The 12,610-nt window shown below is 71.5% G+C and carries 11 protein-coding genes and 1 tRNA gene; 7 read left to right on the top strand and 5 right to left on the bottom strand.

What is annotated here, in order from left to right; all coding sequences use genetic code 11:
• From ABT041_RS27835 to ABT041_RS27825, 3 genes are all read right to left on the bottom strand, one after another.
• A partial coding sequence (locus ABT041_RS27835; protein ID WP_351189216.1) for a biotin carboxylase N-terminal domain-containing protein occupies positions 1 to 200 on the bottom strand: 200 nt, incomplete at its 3' end.
• 355 nt (positions 201 to 555) lie between these two features.
• A complete protein-coding gene (locus tag ABT041_RS27830; RefSeq protein ID WP_351189213.1) occupies positions 556 to 1,449 on the bottom strand; it encodes a hypothetical protein in 894 nt (297 codons plus the stop codon).
• A gap of 43 nt (positions 1,450 to 1,492) precedes the next feature.
• Entirely contained in the window at positions 1,493 to 2,212 is a 720-nt protein-coding gene (locus ABT041_RS27825; RefSeq protein ID WP_502976605.1) for a response regulator transcription factor, read from the bottom strand.
• 807 nt (positions 2,213 to 3,019) lie between these two features.
• On the opposite strand from ABT041_RS27825, the gene ABT041_RS27820 reads away from it, so the two are divergent.
• From ABT041_RS27820 to ABT041_RS27800, 5 genes are all read left to right on the top strand, one after another.
• The gene (locus tag ABT041_RS27820) at positions 3,020 to 3,796 is read left to right on the top strand and encodes a sensor histidine kinase (RefSeq protein ID WP_351189211.1); all 777 of its coding nucleotides are present in this window, start codon (positions 3,020 to 3,022) and stop codon (positions 3,794 to 3,796) included.
• 228 nt (positions 3,797 to 4,024) lie between these two features.
• A tRNA-Arg gene (locus ABT041_RS27815) sits at positions 4,025 to 4,097 on the top strand.
• 63 nt (positions 4,098 to 4,160) lie between these two features.
• A complete protein-coding gene (locus ABT041_RS27810; RefSeq protein WP_351189209.1) occupies positions 4,161 to 4,535 on the top strand; it encodes a BlaI/MecI/CopY family transcriptional regulator in 375 nt (124 codons plus the stop codon).
• A gap of 4 nt (positions 4,536 to 4,539) precedes the next feature.
• Positions 4,540 to 5,460 carry a M56 family metallopeptidase gene (locus ABT041_RS27805; RefSeq protein WP_351189206.1) on the top strand — a complete coding sequence of 307 codons (921 nt, stop codon included), beginning with the start codon at positions 4,540 to 4,542 and terminating at the stop codon, positions 5,458 to 5,460.
• Between the two features lie 57 nt (positions 5,461 to 5,517).
• Complete coding sequence (locus ABT041_RS27800) at positions 5,518 to 5,883, top strand: hypothetical protein (RefSeq protein WP_351189204.1); 366 nt, start codon at positions 5,518 to 5,520, stop codon at positions 5,881 to 5,883.
• Between the two features lie 50 nt (positions 5,884 to 5,933).
• On the opposite strand, the gene ABT041_RS27795 is transcribed toward ABT041_RS27800, so the two are convergent.
• Together ABT041_RS27795 and ABT041_RS27790 are read right to left on the bottom strand one after the other, a co-directional pair.
• Positions 5,934 to 7,859, bottom strand: a complete 1,926-nt coding sequence (locus tag ABT041_RS27795; RefSeq protein WP_502976604.1) for a DUF8823 domain-containing protein — start codon at positions 7,857 to 7,859, stop codon at positions 5,934 to 5,936.
• 162 nt (positions 7,860 to 8,021) lie between these two features.
• A complete protein-coding gene (locus ABT041_RS27790; protein ID WP_351189201.1) occupies positions 8,022 to 10,535 on the bottom strand; it encodes a D-alanyl-D-alanine carboxypeptidase in 2,514 nt (837 codons plus the stop codon).
• Positions 10,536 to 10,697: 162 nt separating this feature from the next.
• Between ABT041_RS27790 and ABT041_RS27785 the strand changes: the two genes are divergently transcribed.
• Both ABT041_RS27785 and ABT041_RS27780 read left to right on the top strand, forming a co-directional pair.
• Positions 10,698 to 11,393: a GOLPH3/VPS74 family protein gene (locus tag ABT041_RS27785; RefSeq protein ID WP_351189199.1), complete on the top strand. Its 696-nt coding sequence runs from the start codon at positions 10,698 to 10,700 to the stop codon at positions 11,391 to 11,393.
• A gap of 251 nt (positions 11,394 to 11,644) precedes the next feature.
• Positions 11,645 to 12,505, top strand: coding sequence for a helix-turn-helix domain-containing protein (locus ABT041_RS27780; RefSeq protein WP_351189197.1), 861 nt, complete (start codon positions 11,645 to 11,647; stop codon positions 12,503 to 12,505).
• Positions 12,506 to 12,610 lie beyond the last annotated feature (105 nt).

Raw genomic sequence — 12,610 nt, 5'->3', positions numbered from 1 at the left:
TGGAGCACCTTGGCCATGTCCAGGTAGCTGGTGGCCGGGGTGTCACCGCCCAGAGCGAACGCCTCGTCAGCCGCCCGGACATGCAGAGCGTCCCGGTCCGGATCGGCGTACACGGCCACGCTGGCGATCCCGGCATCCCGACAGGCACGGGCGACACGGACCGCGATCTCGCCGCGGTTGGCGATGAGCACCTTGCGCACAGTAGGTCTTCTCCCGACTGACTCACGTCTGCACTCTTGTGTCCCCGGCCTTGTGAAAGGCCCTCGGGGACAGTGCACCGGACCTTGCCTCCAAGCTTCTTCGGCGGCGAACGGCTGTTCAATGAGGTGGATTTCAGGACTCGGTCAGGTTCCACAAGCCCATGGCGGCTGTGTCGGAGAACGGCCAGGTGAGTGTCAGAAGCCCGTCAGGCGGCCTGCGGGCGGACGCCGCGCCCCGGCCGGCGCCCGACACGACGAAGCCGGCCGGGCCGGCACCGGATGCGGTGCCGGCCCGGCCGGCTTCATGGCCGCGCGGGCGAGGACGGGCAGGAGTCTGCCGGCGCTCCGTTCGGCGTCAGGACGAGGCCGACCGGGCAGCACGGCGGCTGAAGCACTCGTGGGCGTCGGCCTCGGAGTAGTACGTGCGCCCGTCCCGGTTCCGCCGGCGCCATCCCTGCTCGCTGGCCAGCCGGTAGACGGTTCCGGTCGGGGCGCCCCACAGCCGCGAGATGTCCGCGGCGCTGAGCCATCGCTCCGGGCCCACGACGGAACCGGTGGCGGAAGCGGCGCCGGAAGCGGCGGCAGAACCGGCCGCGGAGGCGGACCGCTGCATGTCACGGCGCAGCTGAGTCCACTGGTGGCCGGCCCAGCTGTGGTCCGGGTGTCGGTCGCAGCGGATCTCCGTGTCCCGCGCCCAGGCCCGGGCGCGTACGGCGGCGGTCAGATCGCCGTCGCAGCCGGGCGCCACACAGGTGCCGACGCGAATGCGCCGGACCGGGTCGGGACGTGCCACACGGCGGGCCCTCTCCACCAACCCCGCCACTTCCTCCGAAGCCTCGCCGGCCGCCGGATGGGCGGCGAGCCACGCGGTGTTCCGCAGGAGGAAGTGGGCCAACTGGCCTGCTCCGCGCCCGGGTACCGCCAGGCTCCGCTCCGCGGCGATGAGCCCGCTCCACGAAGCGAGGGTCGCGACGATCGCCGTGCGCGCGTCGGCCGCGGCCCCGTTGAAGGGAAGTCCCGGCAGCGGGCCGCCGGTCGTCCGCTCCCGCGGTCCGCGGGTCGACGAGCCGTCGAGCGCCCGCCCGCACTCCTCGTAGAGCGCCCCGAGCTCCCTGATGCCCATGGCGAGCGCGTCCGTGCAGGTCCGGCAGAGACGCAGCCCGCGGGACGCCTGCCGGCGCTCACCCCCGGCGGCGCCCCGCACGCAGCCGCGGCCCTCGCACAGCGGGCCCCTCGCGGTGGTGGGCATCACCCTGCGTTCCCTTCTTCGCTTCCCCGTGGATGCCGCGTTCTCAACCGCACCCGAGCCGGAACCCGACCCCGCGGACCGTGATGATCCAGCTGCTCGCGCCCAGCTTGTTGCGCAGGCTGCTCACGTGCGTGTCCACGGTCCGCCGGGACCAGGAGTCTCCCCAGACCTGCTGCATGAGCCGCTTGCGCGGGATCACGGTCTCCGGGTGGGAGGCGAGGAGGTGCAGCAGGTCGAACTCCTTGCGGGTCAGTTCGACGGACCGGCCTTCGAGGGTCACTTCCCGCGAGCTCGCGTCGATCCGCAGCGAGCCGTGCGAGACAACCGTGGCGATCTGCTCACGAGGCCGCTGGGCGCGGCGCATGACCGCCTCCATACGTGCCATCAGTTCGCGGAATCCGTACGGCTTCACCAGGTAGTCGTCCGCGCCGGCCTGGAGACCGAGGACGCGGTCCAGTTCGGTACCCCGCGCCGTGACGGCGATCACGGGGACGTCACCGGCCGACCGGATTCCCCGACAGACCTCCAGGCCGTCCAGGTCGGGCAGCTCCAGATCGAGCAGCACCAGGTCGGCGTCCTCGTAGTTCTGCAGCGCCCCACCGCCCGTATCGACGCTGTCGACGTGGTGTCCGTGCCGACGCAGCCCCAGAACCAGGGACTCCGCCTCACTGGTGTCGCTCTCCACAACGAGCACCCGCCAGGCCGCGGACGGACTCGGAGCGCTCCGTGACGGCCCCTCGGGGCCTGCCTCGATGACGCCCACTCCGCCGGCCCTGCGCGGGAAAGGTATGTGACGGTCCTTCACGTCTGTCGACCGCTGACTCACGAGTCCCCCACTAGATCGTCCACCGGTTTCCGGGAGAACGTACAAACCGCTCAGCCGGTTTGTCAAAGCTCTTGCATTGGACGGAGAACGCGCCGCACATCTGGCGAAAACCTGACCAATACCGGGAGTGGCACCGCACAAAGACCGCCTAACCAGCGCAGATGCATCCTGTATATCGAGCTCCTGCTGTCAAGGTCTCGCCAAATCGACCACGCGTTACGCCCTGCTCGATCCACGACCTGCAGGATGACATGTAGGCTCGACCCTGAAAACAGGGTAGTCGGTTTGTTAACTTCCGCTTCATGTCAAGGGAGCCCGGCAAGGAGGACCGTGGACACGTCCACCCATCCCGTGGACCCCTCGGGGTTCAGTGTGCTCGAAGCGGCCGTGGGTCGGGGTTTCGCGTCCGCCCTGCAGGACGGTCTCCGTCGGTCGGTGTCCGTCCGGTCGCGACGACCGGCTGCTCCGCGGCGCGACGCCCCGCCGGCCTCGGCCCGGGAGCGGGGTTCCGGACGGGCTTCGGAGCTTCTGCTGCCGGGAGAGGCGGCCGCGATCCTGCGGCGCTTCGAAGACCGGCTGCCGACCGTGCTCGACGCCCGGAGCCCGGACAGCCCCGTGGTGCGATCCGCCCTGAGTGCGTACGCGCGAAACATGCTGTCGTATACGACTCGCCCCGCCGGGGTGCGTGAGGAACCGGCGCCGAGGTCTCCGGACTCTTCCGCCCTGGGGCCTCAACTGTCCTCTGTGGCAGGAGTGCTGCTGCTCGAGTGTGCCATGCTGCACGCCCTGCGAAGCGGCGACGGCCCGCACGCCACCGCGGAGCAGCGCGCGGAAGCGGTCGTGCAGGCCCTCGGCCGAGCGATCCGCGCGTGCACCTTGGCCGACGGTCCGGCCGCGACGGACACCCGGCAGAACCGGCAGGAACGACGCAGGATCGCCCGGGAGATGCACGACGAACTCGGCACCTCCCTCTCGCTGGCCCTGCGTCACATGGAGGCGCGGACCCCGGGAACAAGAGAGAGTGACATTCATCTCGTCGCCGCTGAACGGTCGTTGCGCGAGGCCATCGGTCATACCCACAGACTGGTCGGCGATCTGCGCGCGGAAACGGGCGTGCCGCCGCTCGGCGAGGCGATCCGGGCGTTCGTCGACGCCGCGGCCCCCGCGTCGGTCACCGTCTCCCTCGCCGCGACGGGCGACGAGCAGCGCCTGCCGGACACCCTCCGGCGTGAGCTCTTCCTGGTCGTACGGGAGTGCCTGCGCAACAGCCTCGGCCACGCCGAGCCCCGGCAGATCAAGGTCACCTCACGGGTCACCCGGTGGTGGGCGCACGTCCGGGTCGAGGACGACGGAATCGGTTTCGGCACAGCCGACCTGTCCTCCCCCGCGCACGGACACCACGGGCTGCGCGGCATGACCGAGCGGATCACGGAGATCGGCGGCCGCCTCACCCTCGCCGGCACCCCCGGCGAGGGAACTCGTGTCGACGTCCACGTACCCCTGCGGGAACGGGCCTGGTGAGCGGGGTGCGCGCCGGCCGGGCACCACATGAGCGCTCTCCGCACCCGCCCGCCGGCACGGCACAGGAGCGGGCGATCACAACCCCGATGCGGATCTCACCCCACCCGCTACACTGTCGGCGGTGGCTCAGCCCTCACCGGTCGGGTCCACCACAGCGCTGTCGGCGACCGGCCTGAAGCCCATCACCCCTCCGGGCCGGGTTTCGGACCCAGTCTCCGACAGATCCCAGCCTTCGTAGCTCAGGGGATAGAGCACCGCTCTCCTAAAGCGGGTGTCGCAGGTTCGAATCCTGCCGGGGGCACAAGAACGAGGGGCACCCGCCGGGATCGGCGGGTGCCCTTCGGCGTGGGTGGAGGGTGGCGGAATGACGAAGGGCGAGCGCGAGGCCCCTCCCCGGCGGCGGCAGGGGGAGCTCGAGGCGCAGGTGTTGGCCGTGCTGCGGCAGGCCGGCGGGGCCCGGACCGCGGGGTGGGTGCAGGAGCGGCTCGGTGGCGGCCTCGCCTATACGACCGTCATCACGATCCTCACGCGCCTGCACGCCAAGGGTGCCGTCAGCCGGGAGCGGGTCGGCCGGTCCTTCGAGTGGACCGCCGTCGCCGACGAGGCCGGGCTCGCCGCCCTGCGGATGCGCAAGGTGCTCGACGGCGAGGCCGACCGGGAGGCCGTGCTCGCCCGCTTCGTGACCGGGCTCTCCGCCCATGACGAGCGTGTGCTGCGGGACCTGCTGGCGGAGGACTGAACGCATGGGGGTCTTCGTCTTCCTGCCGCTCGTCCTGCCGCTGACGGCATGGCCCGTCGCCCGGCTCGCCGCGCACCATCTCCATCCTCGGGCGGCCACCCGGCTGCTCACCGGGCTCTCGGGCGTGCTCGCTCTGTGCAGCACCCTGTCCCTGGGTCTGCTCGTCGTCGTCGGCACCGCCCAGCTGCCCGGGAACCCCCTGCCGGACGGCTGGTCCGACCCCGAGGTCCGCGCGGCCGTCCCCTACGACGAGATCGCCGGGCCACTGGCCATTCCCGCCCTCGCCGTCGTGATCGCTTCCTGCGGCCGGGCCGCCCTGCGGCGGCGTCGTGTCCGCCGCCGGGCCGAGCTGGCCCTCGTCGGGCTGCCCGCCACCCCGGTCGTCGTGCTTCCCGACCCCAGCCCCTACGCGTACGCCCTTCCCGGGCGGAGGGACCGCGTCGTGGTCAGCACCTCCCTGCTCGCCGCGCTCTCCGGGCCCGAGCGCCGCGCGCTCTTCGCCCACGAGCGCTCCCACCTCGCCGCCCGGCACCACAGGTTCCTGCTGGCCGTGCAGCTCGCCGCGCGGGCCAACCCCTTCCTGCGGCCCCTGCGCACGGCCGTCGCCTACACCACCGAGCGGTGGGCCGACGAGCAGGCGGCCACCCGGATCGGCAGCCGCCGTACCGTGGCCCGCGCCGTCGGCAAGGCCTCGCTGATCTCCCGGGCCACGGCCTTCGCCGGCTTCGCCTCCGCCGGGCCCGTGCCGCGCCGTGTCGCCGCGCTCCTCGCGCCCGCTCCCGCCACCCGCCGCCGGCCGTCCCTCTTCACCGTCGTGGGCCTCGCCACCTGGGGCGCGGCCGCCGGCACCGCCGTCTCCGCGCTCTCCTCGGCGACCTCGGCCGTGACCCTGTTCCGCATTCTCCAGGCCGCGACCCCTCTGTGACCCGGCTCCGGCAGTCCTATCCTGACCTCACTTACCGGGGGAAATGGGGGAACAGCCGTGGACTGGTTCTGGTGGGTGCTCATTCTGTTCTGGACCGGCGGCTTCGCCTGGGCCGCCGACAACGTCCGAACCGCGCTGCGCCATCGGCACGAGCGCAAGATGGAGCGCCTTGAGGCGGCCAAGCAGGAACGTCTCGCCCTCGAGGCCGCGCACAAGACGCCCGAGCCCGTGTGCGGGTGCACGCACCACCTCGCCAAGCACGACAAGCAGGGCCGGTGCCACGAGCGGGTCGAGGTGCCCACGGCCTGGGACGAGAACAAGAAGCCCGTCCGGTACGAGGCCGGCACCTGCAACTGCCAGCAGTACGTCGGGCCGCAGCCGCTCTCCCAGGTGTACGCGGACGAGCTGACTGACCTGGCATAGGCCGTCCCTCCGGATCCTGCCCGGCCCGCGAGCCGTCCGAAGGAGACGGCCTAGCGGCGCAGTTCCTCCGGGCAGGCCGTGCCCCGCGACAGCTTGTACGGGGCGCCCAGGCGGTACACGCCCGCCTTCGGGGCGACGAGTTCCGTCCACTCGTCGCCCTCCGGGTCCGCCTCCGCCTTGAAGAGGCAGCCCTTCTCGTTGGCGAAGACCTTCGGGATGTCGGTCTCCGACTCCTCGCGGGCCAGCTTCGACGCCTCGGTCTCCTGCGGCGGTTCGATCTTGCCGCCGTTCTCGTCCACGAGCGCCAGCCACGGCGAGTACGGGACGCGGATGAGGACCCGGCCGGGGCGGTCGACCCGGATCACGACCTCGTTCTCCTCCGCGCTCTGCACCTCGGCCGGCGGGTCGGCGAGGGGGGTCGGGTTCTGCACCTCGTACAGCCGCCAGTTCTCGTCGGACCAGACCTGGTTCAGGTACGGGAGGCCCTCGCGGACCAGCTCCGCCTCCTGTTCGGCGCCCGAGTCGGGGGCGCCGGTGGGCAGGACCACGTAGTGGACGGCCCAGCGGTCGAGCCAGTCCTGGTAGTTCGCGGCGTTCAGGGTGTCGTCGTAGAAGAGCGGGTTGCGCTCCATGTCCGCCTGCCGGTTCCAGCCGCGCGCCAGGTTGATGTACGGGCTGAGCGCGGAGGACTCGCGGTGGCTGGAGGCCGGGACGACCTCGACGCGCGCCTTGCCCGCGTCCCGTACCTGGAGCTGGTTCACCAGGGGGGCCAGCTCGCGGGCCCAGGAGGCGTCGGGGGCGGTGCGGATGACGTCGTCGACGCCCTTGAAGCCGATCCAGAGGTTCAGTCCGGCGACGGCGAGCAGCAGCGCGTACCAGCGGCGGGAGCGCGGCGCGGTGTACGGCAGGGCCGCGAGCAGCACGACGCCCGCGAAGAGCATCGGCAGCCGGGAGATGTTCGAGCCGATCTGCGAGTCGATCAGCCAGGTCAGGAGCGTGCCGATGGAGTAGACGGCCGCGGCCGTGCGGACCGTGCGCCAGTCCTTCGGTACGAGGACGAGGACGAGGACGCCGAAGAGCAGCGGCAGTGCCGTCGAGCCGAAGGCCATCGGCTGGGTGCCCGAGAAGGGGAACAGCCAGGAGGACAGGGCCACGACGGCCACCGGGGCGAGGCCCAGGGCGTACGCGCCGGGGCGCCGCTTGTTGAGGAACAGCGCCGCCGCCGCGACCCCGAGGAACAGGCCCGCGACCGGGCTGCACGCCGTCGCGAGACCGGCCAGCGGGGCGGCGACCGCGGCCTTCGCCCAGCGTTTGAAGCGCCAGCGGTGCGGCCAGCAGAAGACGGCGGCGACCGCGCCGAGCGCGAACATCATGCCGAGGCCGAAGGTCACCCGGCCCGAGAGCGCGTTGCACAGGAACGCGAAGACGGCCGCGATCGAACACACCATCGGGTTACGGACCGCCCGCACCCGCACCAGGATCAGCGCGGTCAGCGCGGCCGACAGTGTCCCGGCGACCATCATCGTGCTGCGGACGCCGAGCACCGACATCAGGTACGGGGAGACCACGCTGTACGAGACCGGGTGCATCCCTCCGTACCAGGCCAGGTTGTACGCGGAGTCCGGGTGCCGTCCGACGAACTCGGCCCAGGCGTCCTGCGCGGCCAGGTCCCCGCCGCTGTTCGCGAAGAGGAAGAACCACAGCACGTGCGTGAGGGCGGCGAGGCCGGTGGCCACCATGACCGTGTAGCGGCGCTTGCGCCGCGCGGCGGGGCCGGGGGCGGGCAGGGGCGGCGCGAGGACGGCGGCCGGGGCGGGCCGCTGGGTCGGGAGCACTATTCGCGGGAGCGAAGCGGATCCGGTATCAGCATGCGAGTCGCGGGCGGTGTCCCGGGGATCACGAGCGTCATGGCCCTCACGGTAGACGTCGGGGTCGGACTCCGCGCGGTCGGCGCGTGTCGGCTCGGCGGTGGTCACTGCGGCCCTTTCCCGTTCTGCCGTCTCGCTTCTCGCGCGGTCACGCGTGCTTCTCGTCCCCCGGAAACGCTAACAGCCGGGCACCACGGAGAACCGGGGTGCCCGGCTGTCGCGGGTGGCCTCCGGGGCGGGCTGACGGCCCGCCGGGGAGACCCCGGGCCGTCAGCCCACTCGGGTGAGCTTCTTGTCGAAGCCCGGCTCCACCAGGTCCGTCTGGAGGGCGACCGGGGAGCTGACCTTGCCGGCGCCCGTGCCGATCGACACCTGGCCGACGACGTCGCCCGCCTTGCCGGAGTGCGGGAGCGCCTTGCCGCCGTCGGTGAGCTCCAGCCGCACCTGGAGGCCCGGCCAGCCGACCGCCTTGAGCTCCTTGGTGGCGACGACCGGGGTCCGGCCGCCGAGACCGTCGTCCACGTAACCGAGGACCTGGCCCTTCTTCACCACGGCCGCCGAGGTGACGTCCTTCTGGGCCTGCTGGATCAGCTTGAGGCTGTTGTCGATGGCGAGCTGCAGCTTGTCGATGAGCCGCTTGGCGTCCTTCGCCCCCATGACGATGCCGAGGATGCGGCGGTTCTGGCCGTCGACGACCGTGTTCGCCGCCCAGAGCAGGTTGCCGCCGGCGGGGGTGGAGGAGCCGGTCTTGATGCCGCTGACACCCGGCTGGAGCAGGATGTTGTTGTTGTTCTCGATCCGGCCGGGGATGCCGTCGACCGTCACGTTCGGCATGTTCACGATCTCGCGGAACACGTCGTACTGCATGACCGCCTTCGCCAGCTTCAGCTGGTCCTGCGGGGTCGACATGGTGCTGTCGAGCAGGCCGGACGGGTCCGTGTACGTGGACTGGGTCATGCCCAGCTCCTGCGCGGTGGCGTTCATCTTCTCGACGAACGCGGCCTCCGAACCGGCGTCCCAGCGCGCGAGCAGCCGGGCCACGTTGTTCGCGGAGGGGATCATCAGGAGCTCCAGGAGCTCCTTCTCCGTGTAGGTCTGGCCCTCCTGGACCGGCGCCGTCGACTCCGAATCGTGCTTCGCCTGGTCGGCGGCCTTCTTGTCGATCGTGATCTCCGGGCCCTGCTGCTTCCCCTTGATCGGGTGGTCGCGGAGGATCACGTACGCGGTCATCGTCTTCGTCACGGACGCGATCGGAGCCGGCTTCTGCGCCCCGTACTCGCCCATGGAACCGACGCCCTCGACCTCGACGGCGCCCTGGCCCTCGTTGGGCCACGGCATCTGCAGTTCGCCGCCCTCGAACGTGAACGTCGGCGCGGCCGACAGCGTCAGCTCGGGCGCCGGCAGCGGGCGGACCATCTGCACGATCGCAAAGACGATCAGGAGGAGCAGGACCAGCGGCGTCCAGATCCGCACCCGGCGCAGGGCCGTCCGCATCGGGCTCGGCGGCGGGGGCGGCGTGTTCGTCAGCTCCGCGAGCAGGTCGAGCGGGGGCAGCGGCGGCAGCGGCTGCTGCCGGGTCCGCTCCGGCTCGGCGAGCGCGGCGGGCGTGGGTACGGGGGCGGGCGGCGCCGTCTCCTTGGGCGCGGGCGCCTTGGGAGCGGCCGGGGCCCCGGGGGCGGGCGCGGGGGCGGCGGGGGCCTTGGCGGCCTCCTGCGCGGCCTTCTGCGCCTCCTTCTGGGCCTTCTGCTCGGCCGGGATGTCGGGACGCAGGGCGCGGAAGACGCTGGTGCGCTCGCTGTCGGAGTCCGCGGTCAGGGAGGACGGCAGCTTGAGGGCGGTCGTCGGCTGGTCCACGACGGGCGGACGGACCATCTTGAACATGGTCGTCGGCTGGTCGACCGGCTCGTCTTCCTTGGAAGCGTCCGAGGAAGCCTCGGCCTCCGCCGGCTTCTTCTCGTCGGAGGAGTCGCCGGAGGACGCCTCGGCCTCCGCCGGCTTCTCGGCCGCGGCCGGCCGCCGCGCGGCGAACCAGGACGCGGAGGACGTCTTGTCGTCGACCGACGCCTTGCCGTCGACCGACGCCTTGTCGTCGACCGACGCCTCGTTGTCGAGGGACGCCCCGTTGTCGAGGGACGCCTTGCCCCCGACCGACGCCTTGCCGTCGACGGACGCCTTGCCGTCGACCGACGCCTTGCCATCGGCCGGCGCCTTGCCGTCGGCCGACGTCCGGTCCTCGACCGGCTCCTCGTCCGTCTCGTCGTCGGGCTCCTCGTCGGCCTGCTCGGGCCCGGCCTCGGGCTCGTCGTCCGTCTCGTCGTCCCGCGGCTCGTCCTCGCCCTCGGAGTCGTCGGCCTCGGCCTCGTCCTCCGGCTCGGGCTCACCGTCGCCCTCGGCCTCCGGCTCCTCGACCGGCGCCTCCGACGTCGCCGACGCCTCCGGCTCGTCCGCCGTCGCGACCCACGCCGCCACAGCAGCCTTCAGACGGTCACCCTCGGGCTCCGCCTCGGCCTTGTCCTCCTGCCGGGCCTCCGGCTCCGGCTCCGAACCGGCCGCAGTCGGCTCGTCGTCCTCCGGCGTCCGCGGAGCCAGGGTCTTGAACACGGCCGTCGGCTGGTCGACCTGGACCGCAGAGGGCGCCGCCGAAGACGGCGAGGACTCTGACTCACGGAGCACGGAAAGCCGAGGATCCCGGCCGCCGCCCGAGGCCGCCGTCTCCTGAGACGACCCCTGCTGCTCCGCCTTGTCGGGGGACTCGCCCGCCACCGTGCCTCCTCCATGCGTCATGCGTACGTCCGAACCGTCTACCAGTGTCCTGTGTGAACCCCTTGGCTCCCGTGCTAGACGAGAACGACATACCTACTGGTTCCCGGATGAACCACCCAGGCACTCTCGACAGATGAATGTGAGAGGGGTCACCCTGTCATTCATCCACGCGGGGAGGCATGGATGGGCAGGAGCCGCAGAACTATTCCGGAAGAGCTCTTGCTGCTCGCTCTGGACCCGACCACGGGTACCACAGCGCAGCCGCAGTCGCTCGACCTCGGTCTGGCCGGAGCACAGCTAGTGGAGCTGGCTCTGGCAGGCCGGATAGCCCCTGACGGGGATCGTATCGCCGTGGTGATGCCACGGCCGACCGGAGATCCGACACTGGACTCCGCACTGGAGCTGCTGCGCAGGCGTGGCAGCCCGGTTCGGGCCGTCCACTGGATCGGCGGGCCCCGGCTGGGGCTCCGTCAGACGTATCTCTCGCATCTGGAGCGATGCGGCATGGTGCATGCCGTGGAGGGCCAGATGTGCGGGGTGTTGCCGACGACTCGCTACCAGGCGACGGACACGGCGATCAGTCGGGAGATCCGTGCCCGACTGGACAGTGCGATCCGCACCGGCGTACCGCCGGACCCGCGGACCGCGGCGCTTGCCGCGCTGGCCCACGCGGTCGGTCTCGGGAAGCACCTCTACCCCGGCAACGAAGGACGGTCGTCGCGGTCCCGGCTGCGCGATCTGATCCGGCACGACCCCATGGGCGGTCTCGTGGCGCACGCCGTGATGGACGTCCAGAACGGTGCGGCGGCGCAGCGACGGAGCGCCGCGGGCGTCCCGGCGCAGCCTCGCGGCAGCATGGCCCGCGCGGCCGCGCACTGAACCACCGCGTACGGAACCACGTGCAGAACCACCGCGCGCACCGAACCACCGAGCAAGCGGAACACGCACGACCGAGAACCACCCGGGAGCCGCACGAATGTGCGGGGCGGTCTGGACGGCCGTCCCGCACATGTGCGCTGCCCGGCTTTGCCGTTGTCCGGGTTTCCCAGCGCACACCCGGCCATTGGTGGCAGTCTGCCAAGCGGTAGATACTCACAGCTACGCAGCAGACAGCCGGAGGTGCAGTTTCCGTGGCGTCCAACGTCAACCCCACCGTCAGGCGACGCCGATTGGGCCAGGAGCTGCGCAAGCTCCGCGAGGCGAAGAACATGACGGCCGAGCAGGTCGCCGAGCGTCTCCTCGTCTCCCAGTCCAAGATCAGCCGGCTGGAGAACGGCCGTCGCTCCATCAGCCAGCGTGACGTCCGCGACCTCTGCGGCGTGTACGAGGTCGAGGACGAGCGCATGGTCGACTCGCTCATGCAGATGGCCAAGGACTCGCGCCAGCAGGGCTGGTGGCACGCCTTCGGCGACATCCCGTACAGCGTCTACATCGGCCTGGAGACCGACGCGGAGAGCCTGCGGATGTACGAGTCGCAGATCATCCCGGGTCTGCTCCAGACCCCGGCGTACGCGGAGGCCGTGATCTCCGGGGCGATGCCGGAGTCGACGGCGGCGGACATCGAGAAGCGGGTCACGGTGCGGACCCGCCGCCAGGAGCGGATCCGGGACGAGGAGCGTCCGCTGCGGCTGTGGGCGGTCATCGACGAGGGCGCGCTGCACCGGATCGTGGGCAGCCGGCAGCTGATGGTCGAGCAGCTGGAGCACCTGATCGAGCAGTCGCACCTGCCGCACGTCACCGTGCAGGTGATCCCGTTCGAGATGGGCGCGCATCCGGGGATCAGTGGCCAGTACTCGATCCTGGAGTTCCCGGACACCTCGGACTCAAGCGTCGTGTACATCGAGGGCGTGACGAGCGATCTGTACCTGGAGAAGGCGCAGGACGTGGGCAAGTACTCCGTCATGTACGAGCACCTCAGGGCGCAGGCGCTGAACGTCGACCAGACGCGGGAGTTCATCTCGAAGATGGCGAAGAAGCACGCCCAGGGGTGATCGTCCGGGGGTGGGGCAGGCACGGTACACGGCGTGATCGCTCCCACGGAAGCTCACTTGGAATATGCCACTCGGACGTGTGAACGCCGGTCCCGCCGGACGGGG

The sequence above is a fragment of the Streptomyces sp. NPDC002825 genome, from assembly GCF_040295385.1.
Taxonomy (GTDB): domain Bacteria; phylum Actinomycetota; class Actinomycetes; order Streptomycetales; family Streptomycetaceae; genus Streptomyces.
Note: the sequence above shows the minus strand (reverse complement) of the source record. Positions and strands in the feature narration are given on the sequence as shown.

Excerpts from the sequence above, each read along its gene's own strand:
- ABT041_RS27830 (WP_351189213.1), bottom strand. The coding sequence starts at position 1,449 with ATGCCCACCACCGCGAGGGGCCCGCTGTGCGAGGGCCGCGGCTGCGTG.
- ABT041_RS27810 (WP_351189209.1), top strand. The coding sequence starts at position 4,161 with ATGACGAAGGGCGAGCGCGAGGCCCCTCCCCGGCGGCGGCAGGGGGAG.
- ABT041_RS27805 (WP_351189206.1), top strand. The coding sequence starts at position 4,540 with ATGGGGGTCTTCGTCTTCCTGCCGCTCGTCCTGCCGCTGACGGCATGG.
- ABT041_RS27790 (WP_351189201.1), bottom strand. The coding sequence starts at position 10,535 with ATGACGCATGGAGGAGGCACGGTGGCGGGCGAGTCCCCCGACAAGGCG.
- ABT041_RS27785 (WP_351189199.1), top strand. The coding sequence starts at position 10,698 with ATGGGCAGGAGCCGCAGAACTATTCCGGAAGAGCTCTTGCTGCTCGCT.